This is a genomic window from Stenotrophomonas sp. 80084_Sma (assembly GCF_056481995.1).
Genome location: NZ_CM151177.1, coordinates 3,051,538 through 3,074,968, shown reverse-complemented (window position 1 = coordinate 3,074,968; position 23,431 = coordinate 3,051,538). Strand labels below are relative to the sequence as shown.

The following is a 23,431-nucleotide window of genomic DNA, read 5'->3' as shown; positions in this document are numbered from 1 at the left end:
GCATCCTGTAGAGCCGCGCCATGCTCGGCTGCTGTTCGCATGTAAACAGATGCACGTGCTTTGCAATCAACTGTGGAGACTCGGTAACGACGTGTTACCGGCACATTCGCATGCCACGCAAATGGTCTAGGCTGAACCTGATCGCTCGTTCCAGGTCGGTGCAATGAAAGCCATTCTCCTTGCTGCAACGTTGTCGTTGGCCCTGGTTTCAACGGCATATGCTCAGTCGTTTCCTGCTGAGCTGACGCAATTGGGCATCATCGCCGGCATGCCTTACGCCAAGGCCAAGCGCCTGCTGGATGCTGCAGGCTGGCAGGCGAAACCTGCGCAGGGCGCGCCGGAGTCGCTGGAGGGCTTTCCGGAAGTCGGATGCCAGAAGGACGGAAAGCAGTGTGCGACGACCTTCGAAAAGGACGGCCAACAGATCGCGGTGCGGCTGGGCACTACCCTGGCAGGGCAACCGTTCGTGCAGAGCGCTGACTGAGCATTCGCGCTCACGCCAGCGGTAGGCGGTCCTGCGCGTGCGACATCCGGTCATGCAGATCGCGCACGTGCTCGGCCTTGGCATGCACCTGAGTGGTATCGCCGAAGCTGCGCAGATAAGCGCAAGCAGCGAATCCCGCACTCTTCTTTTCGTACTCGGCGATCCAGGCCAGTCGGTCCGGGTTGTTGGCCTGTTCGGCTGACCACGCGGCTACCGGCGGGCGGATGCGGTACTTCAGGCCGACGCGCCACGGCTTCGGTGTCAGTCGCGCACGGAAGCAATGCTGCAGCCGGCACATGCGCGCGTACAGGGTATCGGTGCCTAGTGCCTTGAAGAATGCCTGCAGCTGCTCGTCCTCCGGGGAGAACGTGGCATGCATCGCCAGTACACGCAGTCCCGCAGGCGTCCGGTAGGCGCGCAGATGCCAGTGGGGGTGTTGTTCGCTGAAGGCTTCCACGCGTCGCAGCGCCAACCCCTCGGCGCCCCCGGCGGCGGCCAGCCGCTGCCTGCGGCGCATCAGCAATGCCGCATTGACCAGAACCACCGCCGCCACGCCCAGCACCAGTCCCACCAGCCAATGCCACAGCAGCGTGCCGGTGACGGCGCCGGCAAGCAGCACGACCGCCGCAACGATGGCCGGCATCACGCAGCCGGCTGGCGGCTGCGCATGGTCGATGTCGGCGAACAGTACGTCCGGGCTGTTGAGGCACAGTGCGCCATAGCTGTTGCGGGTGATGATGATGTCGCCGTCGCGCAGCACGATCTGCTCGCGGATCGGCACGCCCTCCACGCCGTAGTTGCTGCGCACTTCGCGACGCGGCAGCACCTGCCCGGCGAGGATGGCATTGAGGGCTTCATTGGCGCGGCGGTCGGCGTGCACCTGCGCCTCGGCAGGGCCTTCGTCGGACCAGCCGAAGCGGCGCACCACCACCGGCCGGCCACGGAAACGGGCCTGCAGGCGGGCTTCGGCCCAGTAGGCGGGAACGATCATCATCGCGGGGGGCTCTATCTTCCGTGGCAGGTGCCAACGCGAGTCTGGCACAGCGCCGGGGTGCCCGCATCTGCTTGCTGCGGCGGCCGGGCCGGAGTGATAGATTGCGCGCTTCGCATGCACTCCACCAAGGACGGAGCGATGTCCATGATCCTGCGCGGCCTGTTGGCCCTGGCCTGTGCCGGGGTGGTTGGCATGGCCACGGCGGCGGCACCGGCCGGGCCGCAGATTGTCACTGACGATGTCAGCCGCTTCTACGCGCTGTACGACAACGCAGGTGGCAAACCCAGCGTTGCGCAGTTGCGTGGCTACATGGCCGAGGGTTCGGCGGGCCTGGCCGAGCTGGCCAAGGCACGCCGGGTCACCCCCGAGCGCATTGCCGAGTCCATCGCCAGCCAGCCGGAGCTGTATGTGCAGGGGCGAAGCTGCCTGGCCGAACTGCCGGCGGTGAAACAACGTCTGGCGCAGGTGTTTTCCAACCTGCAGGCCATCTATCCGCAGGCTGCGTTTCCGCCGGTGACCATCGCCGTCGGCCGCGGTCGTCCGGTAGGGTTGACCTCGAAAAGCGGCGTGATCATCGGCCTGGAAGCGCTGTGCGCAGCCGATTTCATGAATCCCAATGTGCAGGACCGCTTCGTGCATGTGATCGCGCACGAGTACGTGCACATCCAGCAGACCGGCCTGACCGACTTCGAGCCGGGCGACCCGCATGCGACCGTGCTGCGTGTTTCGTTGGGCGAGGGCATTGCTGAGTTCATCGCCGAACTGATTTCCGGCAACGTCGGCAACGGGCGCCATGCGGCCTGGACCCGTGGTCGGGAAGTGCATATCGAAAGCGCGTTCGCGCTGGATCTGGACAGCACCGATCTGTCGCCGTGGCTGTACAACTACAAGCCAGGCTCGCAGGAACCTTACGACCTGGGGTACTGGGTGGGATACCGCATCGCCAAGGCCTATTACCTGCAGGCCAAGGACAAGCGTGACGCGGTGCGTGCGCTGATCCAGCAGGACAACCCGAAGGCGATCCTGGCCGCCAGCGGCTGGACGCCGGGTATGTGGATGCCGGCGAAAGTCACGGGTGTGGCGGCGCGTACGGCTGCACGCTGAGCACAGGGTGGGGCGTTAGACTGCTGAAGATGATTTCAGGAGTACCCGCATGCGTGGACCTGTTGAGCTTGCCACTGCCACTGTCGTGACGTTGGGCCTCGCGTTGGCTTCTCCGCTGGGCGCCGTTGAGGCCGTCGCAGTCAACCCGCTGCTGCAGACGCCCATCGATCAGCTACGCCCTGACGAAGTGCGCTTCATGCAGCAGCGCCTGGCCGATTGGCCGGAGCTGCAACGCTATCGTGATGCCAATGCGCGCCTACCTGATGCGGTGCCCGGCCAGCCGCGCGTGGTGTTCTTCGGTGACTCCATCACCGAGGGCTGGGGCAGGGAAGGCAGTGCCGGTTTCTTCCCCGGCAAGGGCTGGCTCAACCGCGGCATCAGCGGCCAGACCACGGCGCAGATGCTGGTGCGTTTCCCGCAGGACGTGCTGGCACTGAAGCCACAGGTGGTGGTGATCCTGGCCGGCACCAACGACATTGCAGGCAACACCGGCCCGTCCACGCAGGCGATGATCGAGGACAACCTGCACGCGATGGTGAACCTGGCCCGTGCACATGGCATCGCCGTAGTGCTGGCATCAGTGCTGCCGGTCAGCGATTACCCGTGGCTGCCGGGCACAGCACCTGCGCCCAAGGTGCGTGCATTGAACACGGCATTGAAGCGCTATGCCGATGCACAGCAGCTGGTCTATCTGGACTACTACACGCCGATGGCCAATGCGATCGGCGGACTGGACCCGCAGTTGGCGGAGGACGGCGTGCATCCTACGGCGAAGGGCTATGCGGTGATGGCGCCGTTGGCCGAGGCGGCGGTCAAGCGCGCGCTGCAGCAGAAGTAGCTCCGCCGGGCAGGCTTGCCAGCAGCCACTCGCAGAAACTGATCACCAGCGGATCGGTTGCACTCTCCTCATGTACCAGCCAACTCCAGCGGGGGCCGCGCACGCGTGCATCATCCAATGGTTGCAGCAGGCCTTGTTCGCAGGCTCGGGCTGCCAGCAGCTCGCTGACCAAGGCGATGCCCAGCCCTTGGCAGGCTGCATCCAGCAACTGCCCAGGCTCGGAGAAATTCATTCCCTCGCGACGCTGGCCGACATCGGCGCCACCCTGTACCTGCCATTGGCTCCAGTCCATCTCGCGCTCGCCATGCAGGGTGAGGCGTTCGTGCGCCGGTGTGGCGAGCAGGGCCGGATGGCAGGCTGGATAGAGACGATCCTGCAGCAGCACGCGATGCTGGCACTGCGCCTGTGAGTCGAGGTCATCACGTACCGCTACGTCCAGCGTCTGCGTGGTCATGTCCGGCGCTTCCTCGCTGGTCAGCAGCCACAGATCGGCGTCGGGATGCAGCCGGTGAAAGCTGGCCAGGCGTGGCACCAGCCAATGCCGAGCAAAGGCCGGGCTGGCGTTGACGATCAGTTGATTGGGCTTGCGGTACTGATCGAGCCGGCGGATGCCGCTGGCCAGCTGCCGCAGCAGCGCCTGCGTTGTTTCCAGCAGGTCGATGCCGGCATCGGTGAGGGTGACGCTGCGGCCCTGCCGGAAGAACAACGGCTGCTGCAGCGACGCTTCCAGGCCCCGGATCTGCTGGCTGATGGCCGACTGGGTCAGGTGCAGTTCCTCCGCCGCACGGTGGAAACTGCCCAGCCGGGCCGCAGCCTCGAAACCCCGTAGCGCGTTCAGTGGTGGCCAGTGCTTGAGCATTTAAGATAAGTAAAACTGTTCAATTGATGGCTGAATCTATCGTTTGTTCTTATGTGTCGGCAAGCGCAGCATAGCGCCCATCCCACACCGGCCATGGAGCCTGTCATGAGCAACCGTCGTCACTTCCTCACCCAGCTGGCGGGCGCCGCCGGTCTTGGCGGCCTGGCTGCTCTGGGCCTGGCCGGGCTGCCGGGTCGCGTGGCTGCAGCAGGGCCAGGTGCGGGGACTTGGCGCATGCCGGACGAGCACGGCCCACAGGAACGCGTGTTCCTTGCCTTCGCCGCGCAGCCGAGGGTGTGGGGCGCGCAAGCCGATGCGGTGAACACCGCCGTGGCGCGGTTGGCCCGTACCATCGCGCGCCACCAGCCGGTCAGCGTGCTGTGCCGCCCGGCGCAGTTGAAGCAGGCACAGGATCGCTGTGGCCGCGACAACATCGAGTTCCTCGAGGTGCCGCTGGATGACATCTGGGTGCGCGACTATGGTGGGTGCTTCGTCACCGATGGCCAGGGCGGGCTGGGCCTGGTCGACTTCAACTTCAATGGCTGGGGCGGCAAGCAGAGCGCGCGCAACGATGGCGCGGTGGCGCCGTGGCTGGCGCAGGTGACTGGCGCGACGCTGCTGGAAAGCGATCTGGTGGGCGAGGGCGGTGGCATCGAAGTCGATGGCCATGGCACGGCCATCCTCACCGAAAGCTGCTGGGTCAACCGCAACCGCAATCCGGACGGGTCGCGCGCGGATATCGAGGCCGAGCTGAAGCATCACCTGGGCCTGCGCAAGGTGATCTGGCTGCCCGGCATCGCCGGCAAGGACATCACCGATGCGCACGTGGACTTCTATGCGCGTTTCGTGCGGCCGGGCGTGGTGATCGCCAATCTGGACAACGATCCGGAGTCCTACGATTACGACCTGACCCGCGAGCATCTGCGGATCCTGCGCGGGGCCACCGATGCCGATGGCCGTCGCCTGCAGGTGCATACGCTGCCGCCGCCGCTGGACGGGCGCGATAACGTGCATACCCGCGACAACGATGATCTTGCGATGGGCTACATCAACTACCTGCCGATCAACGGCGCGGTGGTCGCGCCGCAGTTCGGAGACGACGAAGCCGATGGATTCTGCCGCGAACTAATGGAAGACATGTATCCCGGCCGCGTGATCGAGCAGGTGGATATCGATGCCATCGCGGGCGGCGGTGGCGGCATCCATTGCGTGACCAAGAACATGCCGAAGGTGTAGTCCACTGTTGCGTTGACGCGCCGGAGGTCATGTCATGATGCTCCAGGTACACATGCTCGGGGAGAGCAGATGGATCTGGATACGGGCATATGGAGTGGATTGGTGGGCGGCAGTATCGCCACGATGATTGCACGGCGAGCTGCCGGTCGACTTCCCAGTCACTACCGCGGCCGTAGTCTGGTCTACCTGCGACGCCGCCATCGCGCTTCCATCTGGAGTGCAAACGCGCTTTTCCTGCTCGGGTTGATCAGCGGCCTGTTGATCTGGCCGTTGGGTCACTACGCCAGTACAGATTCACTTCCATTGCTGCTGGCAGCCGGCATGAGTTGCGGTCTGCCGCTGTTGGCGCTGCTGCTGATTCCCTGGATGACCCGCCGTCCGATCCGTGAGGCATGGGTGATCTTCGGATATTCGCAGGGTGGGCCGGTGTGGTTGATCTACTCGATCCTGCTGGCAGGCGTCGCCTGTGGTGTGGTCGGAGTTTTGCGGCTGCCGGACTGAGGCGGCAGCACCTGCATGGCGCGCACATCCAGCGCGCTCAGGCGTCGTCCTGTTTCAACGCCGCATCGGCAGCCAGCAGCGCCTCGGCGGCCGCACTGAGCGGCGGCGACGGCGGGGCGACCACGCCGATCGCTTCCATCATCTTCGGCATACCCAGGAACTGCCGTGCGCGGCGGTCGTAGATGCCGGTGACCAGCAGCGCACGGGTGGCGATCTTCTGCTCGGTACCGATCAGTACGCGTTGCTCCATGATCCCGCGCGAGCCGACCCAGCCGACCAGCCGCGTTTCCAGGGTGAAGCGCTGGAATGGCTTCAGCTCGCGGCGGAACTGGATGGTGCCGGCGCCGACGATCGGTGCCCACTTCTCGCGCAGCGCCACCCGTCCCAGGCCCATGCGCAGGATCAGGTCCAGCCGGCCCAGGTCGAAGATGTTCCAGTAGCGGCCGTTGGTCATGTGCAGGTTGCTGTCCAGGTCATTGGGCAGTACCCGGAACTGCAGCCGCGAGACCCCGAATGGGGCCTCCAGCTTGGGCCGGAACAGGCTGCACAGCAGCAGATGGAGCAGGCGGAACCAGAGATTCATGGTTATGACGACTGTTATATAATCGCCGGTACGCTAATCTATGACGACTGTCCTGGCAAGGAGCCTGCCGTGAGCCCGCGCCCGTCTGATGCGCCACAACGCGTGATTGATGCTGCGGCACAGATGCTGGCGCGTGTGGGCCTCAATGCCACCAGCATCCGTGAGGTCACCAAGCTTGCCGAGGCGCCGCTGGGCTCCACCTATCACCACTTTCCCGGCGGCAAGCAGGAGCTGTTGGCGCGTGCCACCCATATGGCCGGCGACAAGGTCGAAGCGTTGCTGGTGGAGCTGCTGAAGGGCGGGGCGGTGCAGGGCCTGCAGCAGTTCCTGACGATGTGGCGCGAGCGCCTGCTGCGCACCGATTTCCGCGCCGGCTGCCCGGTGTTGGCCGCTGCGGTGGAGGAGCCGGTTGACGCGGTGCACAGCCAGCCGCGCGCGGCAGCTGCAGAGGTATTCGCGCGCTGGCAGGGCCATCTGGCCGCAGCGTTCGTCGCCGACGGACACGATCCGGCCGCCGCGGGTGGGCTGGCCAGTCTGGTGATCGCCAGCGTGGAAGGTGCGGTGGCGATGTGCCGCGCACTGCAGGACATCGCCCCGTTCGACCAGGTGGCCGCGCAGTTGTTGAAAACCGCCGCGCGGCCTTGATCCGGCGGCACGGTCGCGGGAGACTCGGCGCAGGCCCTGACTGGACGCCGCCATGGACGAATCGCACTGCCGCCACCTGATTGAGCACTACCTGCAGGCCTACAACCGCTTCGACATCGACGCCATGCTGGCGGTGCTGGCGCATAACGTGCGTTTCGAGAACCACAGCGGCAGCCAGCTGACGATGGTCACCGAAGGCATCGATGCCTTCGGCGAACTGGCACGGCAATCGGCGCCGTTGTTCCGCGAGCGCGAGCAGCGGTTGCTCGAGTTGACCTTCGAGGATGGCATGGCGCTGGCCAGGATCGGCTGGCGTGGCGTGTTCGCGCAGGACATTCCCGATGGTCCCAGTGCGGGCACGGAACTGGCCCTGCAGGGACGCAGCGAGTTCGCTTTTGAGGACGGTCGCATCGTGCGGATCATCGACCGCAGCTGAGGATCGATGGCATAGGCCCGCCGTCTGGACAGCGGACCTGCCCGCGGTAGAATCCGCCCACCACCGCTTACGCGTGCCCGGCAAGGATGTCCGCATGCAGTATCAGGTTTTCGAGCTTCCACGCTGCACGATCTGCGGCATCCAGCGGCGCCGATGAAACGCACCCGTTTCTTTACACGCAGCCCATTGAAGCTGCCGGCTAATCGCGGCAGTGAAGTCGTGCGCGCGCGGCAGCATCTGCAGCAGCTCGGCTGGCCGCGCCTGCAGATGGCGCTGATCGTGGCCCTGACCGGTGCGGCCGGTTTCCTCGCCTCGCACCTGCTGCGTCTGGCCGGTATCGACGCGATGCTGCTGCGCTACCCGATGGCCGTGCTGCTGGCCTATGGCGTATTCCTGCTGCTGATGTGGATCTGGATCCGCTGGCGCTGGGACAACGTGCTGGATGGCCTGTCGCCGGATGTGGGCAGTGGCAGCCCATCGCCTCGCGGAAGTGCCGTGGAACCACCGTGGAGCGGCGTCGGTGGCCGTTCTGGAGGTGGCGGCGCGTCAGCTTCGTGGAATGAGTCGGCGCGGGTCAACGGCGACGATGCCGGTGAGCTGCCGTTGACCGGCCTGGCCGAAGACGAAGCGGGCCTGCCGTTGCTCGCGATCCTCGGCCTCGTCGCGTTGGTGGCGACCGTTCTGCTGGCCAGCGTGTGGATTGTGTGGTCGGCGCCAGTGCTGATGGCTGAGCTGCTGGTGGACGCGGCCATCGCCGGAGGCCTGTACCGGCGCATGCAGGGTATGCAGGAGCAGGGATGGTGGCGGGTATGCGTGACGCACACGATCTGGCCGCTGCTCGGCCTGCTGCTGTTCTTTGCTGTGCTGGGTTGGCTTGCGCAGGCGCTGGCTCCAGGAGCGACCCACCTGCTGCAGGTCATTCAAGCAGTGTAGCGCCACGTTCCCGGCCGATATCCCAACCTGCTTCATTTCTTCGAGGAGCTTCATGCGACAGCGCATTGCACGGAAGCGCATCCTGACGACAGCGGTCGTCCTGTTCGTGGCTGCTGGCGCAGCGCTGATGGCCAGCGTGCGCCCGCAGTGGCGGCAGGATGTCAGCCCGCCTCCGATCAATCTGGGAACGGCACGGATGCAGGCCGAGGTGATGGCAGAGCTCATCGACCTGCGACCGACACCGCCAGGAAAGCCGCCAGTACCACCGATTCCAATGAAGGCAGTCTCCTCCCCGATGCTGACTGGCAACAGTGGGTTCGCGACCGCGGAGGTGCCACTGGCAGATGTCGCGCCAGCACACTTCGAGCCGCGCGGCTGGGAACCCGACATGCCATTTGCAGTGATGGAATGGACTGCGCCTTCCTGCGGTGAAGGAGACCCCGTCCCGGTCTGCCAGGTTCGTCACAGCGTCGTCGAGTGGCGCGATGATGACAGTGCGGCGTCCTTTCAACTTCAGCAGCATCTGGAGGCGATGCTGCAGGTTGCGAACCGCCGGGCTGTACGCGTACCCGACCTCGCGTTTGAGCTTGCGCATGTGCGAGCGCAACGGATGACGTGGGACGAGCTTCATCAACGGCGCGCACGCGGCGTCGAGGGATGCACGGGTGGCCGGGGCAATCCGGATCTGGGCGTTGTCTATCTGCAGCGTCCTGTGTTCAGCCTGGACGGGAACTGGGCAATGGCATCGATCGCCTCGGATCTGTGCAGTGGAGGAACGGCGATGCGCGCCCTCTACCTTCTGCACCGCAGCAAGGGCGGATGGGAGCGTGTTCGAGTGGATCCTGTCCGCTATATGAGCTTTGGCCACGGCCTGTGGCCCGCGTTGCCGGAGTCGTGATGACAGATACCTCGTTCAAGCCGGACCGTGACTGCCAACAACGGATCGTCTGGCGACGCATTGCGTCGTTGGCGGCGGCGCTGTCGGCTTTGGCTCTCATGGCCGGAGTCTGCAGCCTGCGCCCGAGGTGGCAGCAGGCGATCGGTCCGCCATTGGTCAACCTGGGAACGGCGCAGATGCAGGCGGAGGCGATGGCGCTGGCGATCCGGCAGAGGCCGCCTTTCCCCCCTCCACCCCCGCCAGAGCCGCAGCCAACACCAGTTCTGCCATCGCCGCTGAGCGAGGTGCCCACCGCACCGCAGACGCCGTTCACGCGCGTCGATCGATGGCGCCCGCAGGAGCAGCCACAGTTGACCGGCCCGGTGGGGGAGGACATCTACGTGATGGAGCAGACCTTGCCCTATTGCTGGCCGGGCAGCAGTGCCTCCACCTGCCAGGAGGTGGACGATCTGGTCCTGCCGCTGGACGATTGGTGGCCGCAGGACATCCATGCGCTGCGGTTGCAGCTGCAGGCGGACCTGGTTCCCGCCAATCACCGTTCCACGCCAGTGCCTGCGGCCGCATTGGCCGGTGCGCAGCGGATGGACAGCGCGAGGCTTCGAGCGCTGCGGGAGCAGGGGTGCGGGACAACGGTGCATCGGCCGACTCGGACATACGACCACGTCGTCTATCTGACCCGGCCCGTTTTCAGCGTCGATGGGCAGTGGGCTATGATCGCGGTCGCCTGGGATTCGTGTTCCGACGATTTCGTCTACCGGGAGCTTGTCGTACTGCATCGGGAACAAGGACGCTGGATGGCCGAACCCCCGGAACGGGGTCTGGGCGGCGTATGGGACGGCCGCGTACTGCGGCCCTGGACGTACAACCACTGACGAGGAAGAGCGCATGGATGTCGCTGCACGCAGGAACAGGATGTTGTTTCGTTGGATCATGGTGACGCTGCTGGCTGTGTTGTTGCCGTTTGCAGCACTGGCACAGCCTGCAGCCGGGCAGGCCGATGGCGCCGAAGCCGCTACTGCCGCGGAAGAGGCGCAATGCCGCACCTGCACTTATGAGCGTATTGGGCCCAAGGTCGATATCGGCCTGGTGGCCCTGATTTCGCTGCTGGTGGTGGGCCTGCTGGTGGCGGTATCCCGCGAATGGGGCACCACCTCGCAACGCTGGACCTGCCGCACGCTGGCCCTGTTGCTGGTGGGTGTCGGTGTGGCGTTGCTGTGGTGGGCTGGCAGCGTCGTCTACCTGGGCTACAACCCGTGGCAGGAAATGGCCGCCCCCGTCGATGGCTCGCTCACATCGACACTGCTCACTACCTCACCGAAGTGGCTGGCGGCGATGGTGCTGATCGGCTTCGCGCCTTCCATCTGGAAACGCAGCGAGCGCCTGCCGGCGTGGCGCATCAGCTGACATTGAAACGGCGGCGCTGGATCACCCCCGGCGCCGCCTGCGGTCATCAGTCAAAGCGCAAACGCACACCAGCGTAGATGCCACGGCCTTCGCCCGGCGTCGAGCGGGCAATATCCTTGCCGGCATCGTTGTAGCCTGGCGTGACCGTGGCGGCGTAGTGGCGGTTGCCGATGTTGCGCATCTCCGCCCAGGCCTGCCAGCGACCGCCGGGTGCGTCGTAGCCGATGCGGCTGCCGAAGATCACATGGCTGTCGGCCCAGTAGCTGTTGGCGTAGTCGACGGCGATGCGCGAGGCGTATTCGGTATTGAGCGCAGCGTACAGGCCGGACGCGTGATCGAAGCGCAGCTCGGCCTGGTAAGCGTGGCGCGGCAGGCCGGGCAGGCGGTTGCTGCCGAAACGCGCATCGTGGCGATAGCGGAAGTCACTGAAGGTGTACGCCTGGCGCAGCGACAGGCGGCCCGGCGCAGCCTGCCACAGGGTGCTGTCCAACCCGGCTTCGATGCCGCGGTGAACGGTGGGGCTGGCGTTGTTCTCGGCGATGAACAGGTTCGGCACCGGTTGCAGTTCGACGCTCAGCAGTTCGTGGTTTACGTGCGCGTAGTAGCCGGTCAGTTCCCAGCGACCCAGCGCCGCGTCACCGCGCGCGCCCAGTTCCAGCGTTGTGGCGGTCTGGTTCTGCATCGGCACCGGCGCGCGTTGGCGGCCGGTAGACGGGCCATTGCCCGGCCCGAAGTACTGGTTCGAGCCCCAGATCATCGACCACGGGTGCGGCGCCTCCACCGAACGGCTGAGGTTGCCGAACCACTGGGTCTGGGCGCTGTGCTGCCAGGTGAAGCCCAGTCGCGGCGCGTAGTCCCAGTCGTGGTCGCGCAGGCGGCCGCCGCTGCTCGGCCAGGTCACCTGTACATTCCGACGGGTGTTGATCAGTGCCAGCCCGGTCTGCATGCGCAGGCGGTCATTGAAGGTGAGGGTATTGCCAACGTGCAGCGTGCTGTCGGTGCCGTGGTGGCGGAAGTCACGCGTGCGCGTGCCGGTGGCATAGCCGTTGCTGGCAAAACGCAGCGACTCGCGCACATCGGCGTCCAGATCGTGGGTGACGCGCAGGCCGACCGTGGTTTCGCTGTCCAGGCCGAACAGCCGGTGGCGGTGGCGGTAGTCCAGTGTGGCGTTGAGGTTGGCGTAGTCCAGCTGCTGGCGGTACAGGCTCTCGTTCAAGTCCATCGGGTACTTGTGATAGACCAGTCCCGCCTGCAGCGAGGAATCCTCATCGATCTGCAGCGTGGTGACGTTGCCCACCCACGTGCTGCCGGGCTGCGGGCGACGTGCATCGATGGCCAGGTTGGCTGGGTTCGCCGCGTGCGGGTCATTGCGGATCTGATCGCGGGTCAGGCGACCGGGTGTTTCGTGATTGGTTTCGCGGTAGCGCACGAAGAAGCGTGTCTGCAGGTCGGGCGTGATCTGCCAGCCGATGTTGGCCATCGCGCCCTTGCCGTCGCCGCGCGCATGGCGCTGATAGCCATCGAACTCGGTATCGGTGTAGGCCAGGAAGTAATCGACATCGCCACTGACGCCGCCCCAGCTGATGCCGCGCTTCTGGTAGCCACGGCTGCCGGCTTCGTAGTGCAGCTGCACGCCCGCCGAATCACGGCCGCTGCGGCTGATGTAGTCGATGGCACCGCCCAGTGCCAGCGCGCCACGCTCGAAACCGTTGGCGCCGCGCAGTACTTCCACGCGGGACAGCCACAGCGATTCCAGCAGCTCGTAGGGCGTGCCGCCCGGGCCGGTCAGTGGCAGGCCGTCGATCGACACCGCAATACCCGAGGCATGCGCGCCCGGGCCCCGGTTGATGCCTGAGCCACGGATCGAAATCTTGGTGCCTTCGTTGCCCGGCGACTGCGCGCTGATGCCCGGCTGGTAGGCCAGCACATCGGCACTGCTGGACAGCCGGCTGTCCGCCTTGGCCACGTCGATGACGTTGCTGGCGCCGGGTACGCGCTTCAGCGCCTCGCGCGCCTGGGCGCTGGCATCGGCGGCGGTGACCTGCACCGCATCCAGCGTGGTGGCCTGCGGGGCCGCAGCGGCGGTGGAGGAGAGGCCAAGAGAAACGGCCAGGAACAACAGCGACGGGGCGGGGCGGTACGACGAGAGCGACATGCGGGAATGCTGTAAACCACGAAAGTGGCGCGCAAGTTAACAGGTCGGCGACGTCACGTCACCCATCGGCGGCGTATGGCCGCCCGCGCTCCTTGTAGAGTCGAGCTTGCTCGACTGTCTTTCGCTTTCTGTAGAGTCGAGCCTTGCTCGACTGCCTCTGTGTCCCGGAGTCGAGCACGGCTCGACTCTACAGAGCCGGCTTCGCCAGCGCCTTGGCCTTTGCATACAGCCGATCGGCCGCTTCCTTCTCACCCAGCGCCGCATGGCATTCCGCCAGGCTGTCCCACGCATTTGCCGAATCCGGATACAGCTCGGTATTGAGAGCGAACACCTTCACCGCCTTGCGTGCCCCGAGGCTTTCGCGGACCGCGTACGCATCGGCATTGATCGCGCGTTCCAGTTCGCTGGCAGCAACCTTATTGCTGTCGCGCAGCCAGCGATGCACTGCTTCTGCCGCATCCTCACTGTCATCCAGCGCATACGCGATCAGCCGCTCGGACAGCACCGCATGCGGGAACTCCCGCGGTGCGGCGACCGCCATCGTGCTCTCCACCAGCGTGCTCGACCAGACATTGCGTGCGCTGCCGTTGGTCAGGTACACGAACACCCAGTAGCCGTTGGCCAGCGTGCCCTTGTAGGCCAGCCGCGCACGTACACGGGTGCCGCCATCGTGGCCGACCTGGGTGTAGCCGTCGCTGCGGGTGGTATCCCAACCGGTGGAGAAGAAATTGCTGCCACCGCCGGCCAGTTTCTGCGGCTGCCAGAGTTTTTCCAGGGTCGCCGTGCGCAGCAGCTTGCCGGTCGCCAGCGCCTGCAGGAAACGGTTCATGTCGCCCACGGTGGTCTGCAGGTCGGCGTGTCCCCAACCGTAGTTCGGCCAGGGGTCTTCATTGGCCGGCTGCAATGCGCCGTCTTTGCCGATGTACGGCACCGCCGCGCGCTGCGCCGGCACGCTGGTGATGCCCCACGAGGTACTGGTCATCTTCAATGGCAGCAGGATGCGTTCGCGCGCGATGGCCGGGTAGGGCTTGCCGTAATGCGCTTCCAGCAAGGCGGTCAGCACCAGGTAGTTGGCCTGCGTGTACTGCACTCGGCTGCCGGTGACGAACTGCATCGGTGTCGCGCCGGCCACCTTCAGTGCAGCGCCAAGGTTAGGCGCCACTCTGGTGTAGCCCTTGCTCACCCAGCGGTTGTCCACCCGGTCGTAATACTCGCCGATACCCGAGCTGTGGTTGAGGAAATCGCGTACGTGAATCGCCTGCCATGCCGTCCGTAGGTCCGGAACATAACGGCTGGCCGGTGCGTCCAGATCCACCTTGCCCTGGTCGACCAGCTGCATCACCAGTGTGCTGGTCAGCAGCTTGGCCATGGATTGCGCGGCGAAGATGGTGTCGACAGTGGCAGGCACATGGGCAGCGGGATCGCGTTCGCCGCTGGCGCCCTGGTAGAGCACCTGGCCATTGTGCGCGACCAGTACGGCCTGGCCGGCGATGCCGTAGCGCTCGCGGTTGCTCTGCAGTTGGGCGTCGAGTCGGGAAGAGAGGCCGGTAGGGACGTCACGTGCCGAGGCGGGCAAGGCGATGGCCAGGGCACAGAGCAATGCAGCAGCAAGGGTGCGGTACATCGCGGTGATCCGTCAGCGGTGATGGCGCATGTTGGTCAGCGGCGGGCACCTGGTCAAGCGGAGGCGGGCGCCTATGTGAATGCGTGAATTTCCAATGGCCTGTCGTAAACAGCTCTTAGAACCTGATGAAGCGCCAGATATAAGAACGTCTCAGTCCAAACCGACGAGATAGCCTTGCATGGGAGAGTTAATGGAGGAGGATGAGGATTTCGCGCTCTTCATCGAGAGCTTCGGAGAGACGACTGAACACGACTCGGTGCCAGAGAGCAGCTTCTCCAAGTGGACGGGCATCTTGCCCGAACCGCTCTTGAGCTATTGGCGTCGGGATGGATGGGCGAACTATGGCAATGGTCGGCTGTGGACGGTGAATCCCGAGGACTACGAAGGCCTGATGCACTCGTGGTTGGCTGGTACTCCATTTTCCCTGATCGATACCTACCATGTGTTTGCCAGAAGCGGGTTTGGACGGCTCTACCTATGCGGCGAAGCATCCGGCGTTGGCGTGAGCATCGATCCGATCCGCAGTGAAGTATTTGCTCTTCAGAACTGTTTGAGACCCAAGTCTCTGGCACGGCAGGAGGGTGGCATCAAGGCATTCTTCGCTTGCGCGGAGCTTGAGGACTTTGATCTGATGGATGGGGTCGAAGAGCTGCCTTTCGACAGGGTTGTGAGCACTTGCGGGCACTTGATGGCGGATGAGATTTATGGCTTTGAGCCAGCGCTGGTGTGCGGCGGCGAAGTAGCCATTGGCAATCTGCGCAGGTTCAAGCTTCAGCCGCACCTGCACATGCTGAGGGAGTTCGCCGCGCCTGCGTTTCCACACTATACGAACAATGTGAAGCCGCTGGCCCGGAAGTGATCCGAAGGCATCAATCATGTAGAGCCGAGCCCATGCTCGGCTGCCTTTGGGTCAGGCGTCGTGCACCCGGAAGCATTGAGCCGAGCATGGCTCGGCTCTACAGGTGCCTTGCGGTAGTGCCGGCCGCTGGCCGGCACCCCTGCGATCAGCCCAGGATACCCGGCAGATCCAGTCCCTTTTCCTTCGCGCAGTCGATCGCGATTTCATAGCCTGCATCGGCATGGCGCATCACGCCGGTCGCGGGGTCGTTCCACAGCACGCGGCCAATCCGTTTGGCCGCCGCTTCGGTGCCGTCGCAGACGATCACCATGCCGGCGTGCTGCGAGAAGCCCATGCCGACGCCGCCGCCATGGTGCAGCGACACCCAGGTGGCGCCGCTGGCGGTGTTGAGCAGGGCGTTCAGCAGCGGCCAGTCGGACACGGCATCGGAACCGTCGGCCATCGCTTCGGTTTCGCGGTTCGGCGAGGCAACGCTGCCGCTGTCCAGGTGGTCGCGGCCGATCACCACCGGCGCCTTCAGCTCGCCGTTGGCCACCATCTCGTTGAAGGCCAGGCCGAGGCGATCGCGGTCACCCAGACCCACCCAGCAGATGCGCGCGGGCAGGCCCTGGAACTTGATCTTCTCGGCAGCCATGTCCAGCCAGCGGTGCAGGTGCGGGTTGTCCGGAATCAGTTCCTTCACCTTGGCGTCGGTCTTGGCAATGTCTTCCGGGTCGCCACTCAGTGCGGCCCAACGGAACGGGCCGATGCCACGGCAGAACAGCGGGCGGATGTAGGCGGGTACGAAGCCCGGGAAATCGAAGGCATTGGTCACGCCTTCTTCCAGTGCCATCTGCCGCAGATTGTTGCCGTAGTCCACTGTCGGTACGCCCAGCGCGTGGAAGCCGAGCATGGCGCGGATGTGGTTGGCCATCGATGCGCGTGCAGCCTTCTCCACGTCCTTCGGCGCACTCACGCGCTTTTCGTCCCACTGCTCGACGGTCCAGCCCTGCGGCAGGTAGCCGTTCACCGGGTCGTGCGCGGAGGTCTGGTCGGTCAGCAGGTCCGGCTTCACGCCGCGCTTGAGCAGTTCAGCCAGTACGTCGGCGACGTTGCCGAGCAGGCCCACCGACTTCGGCGTACCGGCCTTGCACGATTCATCGATCAGCCGCAGCGCTTCGTCCAGGTTGTCGGTCCAGGTGTCCAGGTAGCCGGTGCGCAGGCGCATGTCGATGCTGCTCTTGCGGCACTCGACGGCCAGGCAGGACGCGCCGGCCATTACGGCAGCCAGCGGCTGCGCGCCGCCCATGCCGCCCAAGCCGCCGGTGAACAGCCACTTGCCGGTCAGGTCGCCACCGAAATGCTGGCGGCCCATCTCCACGAAGGTCTCGTAGGTGCCCTGCACGATGCCTTGCGCGCCGATGTAGATCCAGCTGCCGGCAGTCATCTGGCCGTACATGGCCAGGCCCTTTTTATCCAGCTCGTTGAAGTGGTCCCAGTTGGCCCAGCGCGGCACCAGGTTGGAATTGGCGATCAGCACGCGCGGCGCATCGGCATGGGTGCGGAACACGCCCACCGGCTTGCCCGACTGCACCAGCAGGGTCTGGTCGTCGTCCAGGCGCTTGAGCGTTTCGACGATGGCATCGAAGCTCTCCCAGTCGCGCGCGGCACGGCCGATGCCGCCGTACACCACCAGTTCCTGCGGCCGTTCGGCCACGTCCGGGTGCAGGTTGTTCATCAGCATGCGCAGCGGCGCTTCGGTCAGCCAGCTCTTGGCGTTGAGCGTGGTGCCGGTGGGCGCGGCAATGGTGCGGGTCGGGTCGTTGCGGGTCATGCGGCGCTCCGGTTCGTAGCGAATTCAAGGCAGGCGTTGAGCACCTGCGCCAGGGTGTGGCGCAGCGGTGCGGCGTGGTCGGGGTCGAGCGGGGTGGGCCAGCTGTGCTCGTCCACCTGGTCCGGCAGGGGTTCGTGCATGTAGCCGCGGCAGGCCAGTTCCATCTGCAGGCTGTGCACGCCGCCGGCGATGTTGCTGTAGTGGCGGGTGATCCAGCCGCCCTTGAAGCGGCCGTTGCGCACCTGGCTCATGCCACTGATCTTCAGCAGGTTCTCCACCACATCGCTCAAGGCGTTGTCGCAGGACGTGTCCGGTGCGCCGGACGGGCCGGCGGTGCCGAGGTTGAACTGCGGCAGCTCGCCTTCGAACAGGTGCGGGATATGCGAGCGGATCGAGTGTGCGTCATACACCACGACAGTGCCGAACCTCGCACGCAGGCGCGTGATCTGTGCGGCCAGCGCATCGTGGTAAGGCAGGAAATACGTGTCGCGGCGACGGGCGATTTCCGCGTCATCCGGTTCGCGCCCGGCGTGGTACAGCGGCTGGTTGTCGAAGGTGGTCAGCGGACACAGGCCGGTGGTGTTCTGGCCGGGGTACAGCGACACGCCGCTGGGATCGCGGTTGAGGTCGATCACCGAGCGCGAGATCGCCGAGCGCACCGTGGTCGCGCCCATGCCGCGCACGAAGTCGTACAGTTCGTGCACCCACCAGTCGGCGTCGCGACGGGCCAGCCACGGCGAGTGGTAGTCGCCGATCAGGTCGTGCGGCAGCTCGCTGCCGGTATGCGGGAAGCTGACGATCAGCGGGGCATCGCCTTCGTGCACCGTCAGCCATTCGGGATGGACATTCATGCCTGCGGTTCCACAGTCGGCAGCAGCTCCGCCAAACCCTGCGCCAGCGCGCCACTGCGCACCAGGTTCGTGGCGGTCACCATGTCCGGATGGAAGTAGCGGTCTTCTTCCAGCGTCGGCACCTGCGCGCGCAGGGTGGCGCGCACGGCTTCCAGCGCGGTGCTGGAGCGCAGCGGCGCGTGGAAGTCGCAGCCCTGCGCAGCGGCCAGCAGCTCGATGCCGATCACGTTGGCGGCATTTTCGGCCATCTGCATCAGGCGGCGCGCACCGTGCGCGGCCATCGACACATGGTCTTCCTGGTTGGCCGAGGTCGGAATCGAATCGACACTGGCCGGGTAGGCGCGCTGCTTGTTTTCCGAGACCAGCGCGGCGGCGGTCACCTGCGGAATCATGAAGCCGGAATTCAGGCCCGGGCGCGGGGTCAGGAACGCCGGCAGGCCCGACAGCGCCGGGTCGACCAGCATCGCCAGGCGGCGCTCGCTGATCGAACCGATCTCGCACACCGCCATCGCCAGCATGTCGGCGGCGAAGGCGACCGGCTCGGCATGGAAGTTGCCGCCGGACAGCGCTTCGCCGGTATCGGTGAACACCAGCGGATTGTCGGACACGCCGTTGGCTTCGATTTCCAGCGTGGTCGCGGCCTGGCGCAGGATGTCCAGCGCCGCGCCCATCACCTGCGGCTGGCAGCGCAGGCAGTACGGGTCCTGCACGCGTACGTCGTTGTCGCGGTGCGATTCGCGGATGTCCGAGCCCTGCATCAACGTGCGCAGGGTGGCGGCCGTGGCGATCTGCCCGCGCTGGCCGCGGATGGCATGGATGCGCGGGTCGAACGGGGTATCCGAGCCCTTGGCCGCTTCCACCGACAGCGCGCCGGTGACCAACGCGGCCTGGAAGACGGTTTCGATCTCGAACAGGCCGGCCAGCGCATAGGCGGTGGAGAACTGGGTGCCGTTGAGCAGCGCCAGGCCTTCCTTCGCGCCCAGCTCGATCGGCTGCAGGCCGGCACGTGCCAGTGCGTCGGTTGCCGGCAGGCGTTCGTCACCGATAAAGGCTTCACCCACGCCCAGCATCACGCTGGCCAGGTGCGAGAGCGGCGCCAGGTCACCCGAGGCACCCACCGAGCCCTGTGCGGGCACCACCGGCAGCACGCCCTTGACCAGCATTGCTTCCAGCAGCAGCAGGGTTTCCTCGCGGATGCCCGAAGCACCCTGCGCCAGGCTGACCAGCTTCAGCGCCATCATCAGGCGCACCACGCTGGCGGGCATCGGCTCGCCAACACCGGCAGCGTGCGAGAGCACGATGTTCCGCTGCAGGGTGGCCAGGTCCTCGCGCTCGATGCGCACGCTGGCCAGCTTGCCGAAGCCGGTGTTGATGCCATAGACCGGCGCGCCCTTGGCGACGATGGCAGCCACGGTCGCCGCACTGGCACGCACCACCGGCAGCGCGGCCGGGTCCAGTGCAAGCGGCGCACCGCGATAGGCCTGCCGCCACTGGGCGAGGGTGACATGGCCGGGGCGAAGAACCAGGGTGTTGCTCATGTGTTGCTCCAGGAGGCAGGCAGGTCGGGCTGTCCGCGCACCACGCGCGCGTGCAGCGGGTTGAATCCAATGCGATAGACCAGGTCGGCGGGGGCGTCGATGTCCCAGATCGCCAGGTCGCAGTCCATGCCGATGGCGAGGCGACCGACGCGATCGCCACGGCCCAATGCGCGCGCCGCCTCACGGGTGAAGCCGGCGATGCATTCGTCCACGGTCAGGCGGAACAGGGTGGCGCCCATGTTCATCGCCAGCAGCGGGCTGGTCAGCGGCGAGGTGCCCGGGTTGCTGTCGGTGGCCAGCGCCAGCGGCACGCCGGCCGCACGCAGCGCGGCGATCGGCGGCAGCGTGGTATCGCGAGTGAAATAGAAGGCGCCGGGCAGCAGCACCGCCACGGTACCGGCCGCGGCCATCGCGGCGATGCCGGCATCGTCCAAGTGTTCGATATGGTCGGCCGAGAGGGCACCGAAGCTGGCGGCCAGTTCGGCGCCATGCTGGTTGCTCAGCTGCTCGGCGTGGATCTTGATCGCCAGTCCGTGTGTGTGCGCGGCTTCGAAAACCTGCCGTGCCTGCGCCGGCGAGAAGGCGATGTTCTCGCAGAACACATCCACTGCTTCGGCCAGGCCTTCGGCGGCGATGGCCGGGATCATCACATTGCACACCTCGTCGGTGTACTCCTGTGCTTCACGGCCCGGCGGAATCGCGTGCGCACCGAGGAAGGTGGTCACCACATTGACCCGGCATTCCTCGCCCAGCGCACGCGCCACCTGCAGCTGCTTGCGTTCGTCGCGCAGGGTCAGGCCGTAGCCGGACTTGATCTCGAGGGTGGTCACGCCCTCGGCGCGCATCGCCAGCAACCGTGGGCGGCTTTCGCGGGCCAGCTGTTCCGGCGCGGCGGCGCGGGTGGCGCGCACGGTGGAGACGATGCCGCCGCCGGCACGGGCGATGTCGGCATAGCTGACGCCCTGCAGGCGCTGCTCGAACTCGTTGGCGCGGTTGCCGGCGTAGACCAGGTGGGTGTGGCAGTCGATCAGGCCCGGCGAGATCCAGCGGCCTTCGCCGTCGATGCGGGTGGTCGGTTGCAGGTGGGCATCGCTGCCGGCGGTGCCGACGTGGACGATGCGTCCGTCGGCGCAGGCCAGCACGCCATCGCGGATGACACCCAGCCCCTCGCCATCGAGGGTGATCAGGTGAACGTTGGACCAGAGGGTATCGACGTGCATGGCATCCACAACGCGGCTGTGCTTATATGTCTATACAATATAGGCGTCCATTTCGGGTTGTCCAGCCATGTCCGATTCGCGTTCCCCGCACAGTTTCCATGCCGCCCACGCCCTGCTGGCCGAGGGTTGGGCCCGCGATGTCCGCCTGCAGGTGCAGGACGGTCGCATCACGGCGATCAGTACGGGGCAGGGCGCGCAGGCGGGCGATACCCGCGTCGGCATCCTGGTGCCGGGCCTGCCCAACCTGCACAGCCATGCGTTCCAGCGCGGCATGGCCGGGCTGACCGAGATCGGCGGCGGCGACGGTGGCAGCTTCTGGAGCTGGCGCGAGCTGATGTATCGCTTCCTGGCCCATCTGCGCCCGGACGCGGTGCAGGCCATCGCCGCCCAGGCCTACATGGAAATGCTGGAAAGCGGCTTCACCCGCGTCGGCGAATTCCATTACCTGCACCATGATGCTGACGGCCGGCCGTATGCCAACCGTGCCGAGATGAGCGCGCGGATTGCGGCGGCGGCCGACCAGACCGGCATCGGGCTGACCCTGCTGCCGGTGTTCTATGCGCATGCCGATTTCGGCGGAGCGGCACCGAACCCCGCACAGCGACGCCTGATCCACGACGTGGACGGCTTCGCGCAGCTGCTGGACGCCGCGAAGCCGTCTTTGGCCGCGCTGCCCGATGCGGTGCTCGGCATTGCCCCGCACAGCCTGCGTGCAGTCACCGGCGAGGAATTGAGTGCTTTGCTGCCGCTGACCGACGGCCCGGTGCACATCCATATCGCCGAGCAGGTACGTGAAGTCGAGGCCTGCCTGGCCTGGAGCGGCCAGCGCCCGGTGCAGTGGCTGTACGACCATGCGCCGGTGGATGCGCGCTGGTGCCTGGTGCATGCCACCCACATCACCGACGATGAGCGCGCCGCCATCGTGGCCAGCCAGGCGGTGGCCGGCCTGTGCCCGATCACCGAAGCCAACCTTGGCGACGGCCTGTTCCCGATGCAGGCGTTCGCGCGCGAGGGTGGGCGCTTCGGTGTCGGCTCCGATTCCAATGTGCTGATCGACGCGGCCGAAGAACTGCGCCTGCTCGAGTACGGTCAGCGCCTGACCTTGCGCGGGCGCAATGTGCTGGCCCCGGATGCCACCCGCAGCACCGGCCGCTTCCTGTTCGAGGGTGCGCTGCACGGCGGTGCACAGGCGTTGGGCGTGGCCGCCGGGCTGCAGGTTGGCGCCAGTGCCGACCTGGTCGAGCTGGATGCCGCACACCCCGCGCTACAGGCGCGGCAGGATGACGCATGGCTTGACAGCTGGGTGTTCGCCGCACGTAATGGCGCGCTGCGATCGGTCTGGCGCCATGGCCGCCAGTGCGTGGCCGACGGCCGCCACCTGCAGCGCGAGGCGATCACCACCGCCTTCGCTGCCGCCCTGCGTGGCGTGCTGGGCTGATCGCCTCCCGCCACCGAGACCCCATCACGTGAAGGCCAGCAAGTCCGCCACGCTCAACCAGCGTATCCGCAGCGATCTGGAAAGCCGCATCCTCAGCGGAGAGTGGGCACCGGGCTTCCGTATTCCGTACGAACACGAGCTGATGGAGCAGTACGGCTGCTCGCGGATGACCGTGAACAAGGTGCTGACCGCACTGGCCGAGAGCGGCATGATCGAGCGTCGCCGCCGCGCTGGTTCGTTCGTGGCGCGGCAGCCCCCGCACCTGGAACAGGTGGCGCTGGAGATTCCCGACATCGCGATGGAAGTGGGTTCGCGTGGCCATCAGTACGCCTATCGCCTGCTGCAGCGCGACCTGCGCCTTGCAGATGCCGGCAATGCCGGTGAAGTCGAGCTGGCCGGCAGCGAAATGCTGCTGGCGATGCGCTGCCTGCACCTGGCCGACGGCCGCCCGCTGGCGCTGGAGCATCGTCTGATCAGCCCGGTGGGCGTGCCCGAGGTGCTGGAGGTCGACTTCAGTACCACCGCGCCGGGCAGCTGGCTGCTGCAGAACGTGTCCTGGACCCGTGCCCAGCACCGCATCAGTGCCTGGGGCGCGGACACCGCCACCGCCAAGCTGCTGGACGTGAAGCCCGGCACCGCCTGTCTGGTGATCGAGCGCCTGACCTGGCGCGGCGAACAGCCGATCACCCGTGTGCGCCAGGTGTTCCTCGGCGACGCCTGGGACCTGGTCGCGCGCTTTGCGCCTGGCGCAAGGTAGGGTCGGCCCCGCTCGGGACACGCTGTCGCCTTGAACTCTGTCGGGGCGTGTGTACGATGTGTATCGTCCCCGCATGAAGAGCAGGGACCTCATCCTGGATCTGGAGGCGGCAGGTTGGACCTGTCGCCGGATTCGCGGATCCCATCATGTATTCGTGCACCCGCAGCACCCTCACATCATCACCGTGCCTCACCCTAGGAAGGATCTGGGGAAAGGGCTGCTGCTGGCGTTGCGGAAGCTCGCAGGACTGACGTAGGAGGG

At 66.2% G+C, this 23,431-nt stretch carries 24 protein-coding genes; 15 read left to right on the top strand and 9 right to left on the bottom strand.

The window, feature by feature from the left end:
• The first annotated feature begins 163 nt into the window (after window positions 1-163).
• Window positions 164-484, top strand: a complete 321-nt coding sequence (locus ACZK3W_RS14315; RefSeq protein ID WP_182266377.1) for a hypothetical protein — start codon at window positions 164-166, stop codon at window positions 482-484.
• A 10-nt stretch (window positions 485-494) separates the two neighbouring features.
• On the opposite strand, the gene ACZK3W_RS14310 is transcribed toward ACZK3W_RS14315, so the two are convergent.
• Complete coding sequence (locus tag ACZK3W_RS14310; protein WP_197615082.1) at window positions 495-1,478, bottom strand: hypothetical protein; 984 nt, start codon at window positions 1,476-1,478, stop codon at window positions 495-497.
• 138 nt (window positions 1,479-1,616) lie between these two features.
• Here ACZK3W_RS14310 and ACZK3W_RS14305 point away from each other — a divergent pair, with 138 nt between their 5' ends.
• Window positions 1,617-2,582, top strand: coding sequence for a DUF2268 domain-containing putative Zn-dependent protease (locus tag ACZK3W_RS14305; protein ID WP_197615083.1), 966 nt, complete (start codon window positions 1,617-1,619; stop codon window positions 2,580-2,582).
• Between the two features lie 49 nt (window positions 2,583-2,631).
• A complete protein-coding gene (locus tag ACZK3W_RS14300; RefSeq protein ID WP_197615084.1) occupies window positions 2,632-3,420 on the top strand; it encodes a GDSL-type esterase/lipase family protein in 789 nt (262 codons plus the stop codon).
• Here the strand turns inward: ACZK3W_RS14300 and ACZK3W_RS14295 are convergent.
• Entirely contained in the window at window positions 3,395-4,279 is an 885-nt protein-coding gene (locus tag ACZK3W_RS14295) for a LysR family transcriptional regulator (RefSeq protein ID WP_164080423.1), read from the bottom strand. The two genes, ACZK3W_RS14300 and ACZK3W_RS14295, sit on opposite strands and share 26 nt — an antisense overlap.
• Window positions 4,280-4,384: 105 nt before the next feature.
• On the opposite strand from ACZK3W_RS14295, the gene ACZK3W_RS14290 reads away from it, so the two are divergent.
• Both ACZK3W_RS14290 and ACZK3W_RS14285 read left to right on the top strand, forming a co-directional pair.
• Window positions 4,385-5,515, top strand: coding sequence for an agmatine deiminase family protein (locus tag ACZK3W_RS14290; RefSeq protein WP_197615085.1), 1,131 nt, complete (start codon window positions 4,385-4,387; stop codon window positions 5,513-5,515).
• A 69-nt stretch (window positions 5,516-5,584) separates the two neighbouring features.
• Window positions 5,585-6,016 carry a hypothetical protein gene (locus ACZK3W_RS14285; RefSeq protein ID WP_183080245.1) on the top strand — a complete coding sequence of 144 codons (432 nt, stop codon included), beginning with the start codon at window positions 5,585-5,587 and terminating at the stop codon, window positions 6,014-6,016.
• Window positions 6,017-6,053: 37 nt separating this feature from the next.
• On the opposite strand, the gene ACZK3W_RS14280 is transcribed toward ACZK3W_RS14285, so the two are convergent.
• Window positions 6,054-6,599 carry a thioesterase family protein gene (locus ACZK3W_RS14280; RefSeq protein WP_032127705.1) on the bottom strand — a complete coding sequence of 182 codons (546 nt, stop codon included), beginning with the start codon at window positions 6,597-6,599 and terminating at the stop codon, window positions 6,054-6,056.
• A 69-nt stretch (window positions 6,600-6,668) separates the two neighbouring features.
• On the opposite strand from ACZK3W_RS14280, the gene ACZK3W_RS14275 reads away from it, so the two are divergent.
• From ACZK3W_RS14275 to ACZK3W_RS14250, 6 genes are all read left to right on the top strand, one after another.
• Window positions 6,669-7,244 (top strand): TetR/AcrR family transcriptional regulator, encoded by a 576-nt coding sequence (locus ACZK3W_RS14275; RefSeq protein WP_197615086.1) that lies wholly within the window; start codon window positions 6,669-6,671, stop codon window positions 7,242-7,244.
• A 52-nt stretch (window positions 7,245-7,296) separates the two neighbouring features.
• Window positions 7,297-7,680: a nuclear transport factor 2 family protein gene (locus ACZK3W_RS14270; protein ID WP_049463189.1), complete on the top strand. Its 384-nt coding sequence runs from the start codon at window positions 7,297-7,299 to the stop codon at window positions 7,678-7,680.
• A 153-nt stretch (window positions 7,681-7,833) separates the two neighbouring features.
• Window positions 7,834-8,613 (top strand): hypothetical protein, encoded by a 780-nt coding sequence (locus ACZK3W_RS14265; protein ID WP_197615087.1) that lies wholly within the window; start codon window positions 7,834-7,836, stop codon window positions 8,611-8,613.
• A gap of 52 nt (window positions 8,614-8,665) precedes the next feature.
• On the top strand, window positions 8,666-9,511 hold the full coding sequence (locus tag ACZK3W_RS14260) for an energy transducer TonB (protein WP_197615088.1): 846 nt from the start codon (window positions 8,666-8,668) through the stop codon (window positions 9,509-9,511).
• On the top strand, window positions 9,511-10,383 hold the full coding sequence (locus ACZK3W_RS14255; RefSeq protein ID WP_197615089.1) for a hypothetical protein: 873 nt from the start codon (window positions 9,511-9,513) through the stop codon (window positions 10,381-10,383). The genes ACZK3W_RS14260 and ACZK3W_RS14255 overlap by 1 nt, the downstream gene beginning before the upstream one ends.
• A 13-nt stretch (window positions 10,384-10,396) precedes the next feature.
• On the top strand, window positions 10,397-10,915 hold the full coding sequence (locus ACZK3W_RS14250) for a hypothetical protein (protein ID WP_197615090.1): 519 nt from the start codon (window positions 10,397-10,399) through the stop codon (window positions 10,913-10,915).
• Window positions 10,916-10,961: 46 nt separating this feature from the next.
• Here ACZK3W_RS14250 and ACZK3W_RS14245 read toward each other — a convergent pair whose 3' ends face one another.
• Entirely contained in the window at window positions 10,962-13,070 is a 2,109-nt protein-coding gene (locus tag ACZK3W_RS14245; protein ID WP_197615091.1) for a TonB-dependent receptor family protein, read from the bottom strand.
• Window positions 13,071-13,257: 187 nt separating this feature from the next.
• A complete protein-coding gene (locus ACZK3W_RS14240) occupies window positions 13,258-14,694 on the bottom strand; it encodes a serine hydrolase (protein WP_197615092.1) in 1,437 nt (478 codons plus the stop codon).
• A 190-nt stretch (window positions 14,695-14,884) separates the two neighbouring features.
• Here ACZK3W_RS14240 and ACZK3W_RS14235 point away from each other — a divergent pair, with 190 nt between their 5' ends.
• Window positions 14,885-15,553, top strand: coding sequence for a GAD-like domain-containing protein (locus ACZK3W_RS14235; protein WP_197615129.1), 669 nt, complete (start codon window positions 14,885-14,887; stop codon window positions 15,551-15,553).
• A 145-nt stretch (window positions 15,554-15,698) separates the two neighbouring features.
• Here the strand turns inward: ACZK3W_RS14235 and hutU are convergent, their stop codons facing one another.
• Genes hutU through hutI form a run of 4 tightly spaced genes read right to left on the bottom strand, consistent with a single transcriptional unit; the run spans window position 15,699 to window position 20,975 of the window.
• Window positions 15,699-17,366, bottom strand: coding sequence for a urocanate hydratase (hutU, locus tag ACZK3W_RS14230; RefSeq protein ID WP_197631839.1), 1,668 nt, complete (start codon window positions 17,364-17,366; stop codon window positions 15,699-15,701).
• On the bottom strand, window positions 17,363-18,217 hold the full coding sequence (gene hutG, locus ACZK3W_RS14225; protein WP_197615094.1) for an N-formylglutamate deformylase: 855 nt from the start codon (window positions 18,215-18,217) through the stop codon (window positions 17,363-17,365). Before hutG ends, hutU begins: the two co-directional genes overlap by 4 nt.
• On the bottom strand, window positions 18,214-19,755 hold the full coding sequence (gene hutH / locus ACZK3W_RS14220; protein ID WP_197615095.1) for a histidine ammonia-lyase: 1,542 nt from the start codon (window positions 19,753-19,755) through the stop codon (window positions 18,214-18,216). The genes hutG and hutH overlap by 4 nt, the downstream gene beginning before the upstream one ends.
• Window positions 19,752-20,975, bottom strand: coding sequence for an imidazolonepropionase (gene hutI / locus ACZK3W_RS14215; RefSeq protein WP_197615096.1), 1,224 nt, complete (start codon window positions 20,973-20,975; stop codon window positions 19,752-19,754). Before hutI ends, hutH begins: the two co-directional genes overlap by 4 nt.
• Before the next feature lie 67 nt (window positions 20,976-21,042).
• On the opposite strand from hutI, the gene ACZK3W_RS14210 reads away from it, so the two are divergent.
• The 3 genes from ACZK3W_RS14210 (at window position 21,043) to ACZK3W_RS14200 (ending at window position 23,426) form a co-directional block, all read left to right on the top strand.
• Window positions 21,043-22,413 (top strand): formimidoylglutamate deiminase, encoded by a 1,371-nt coding sequence (locus tag ACZK3W_RS14210; protein WP_197615097.1) that lies wholly within the window; start codon window positions 21,043-21,045, stop codon window positions 22,411-22,413.
• 28 nt (window positions 22,414-22,441) lie between these two features.
• Window positions 22,442-23,170: a histidine utilization repressor gene (hutC, locus tag ACZK3W_RS14205; RefSeq protein WP_049422110.1), complete on the top strand. Its 729-nt coding sequence runs from the start codon at window positions 22,442-22,444 to the stop codon at window positions 23,168-23,170.
• Between the two features lie 73 nt (window positions 23,171-23,243).
• The gene (locus tag ACZK3W_RS14200) at window positions 23,244-23,426 is read left to right on the top strand and encodes a type II toxin-antitoxin system HicA family toxin (protein WP_197615098.1); all 183 of its coding nucleotides are present in this window, start codon (window positions 23,244-23,246) and stop codon (window positions 23,424-23,426) included.
• Window positions 23,427-23,431 lie beyond the last annotated feature (5 nt).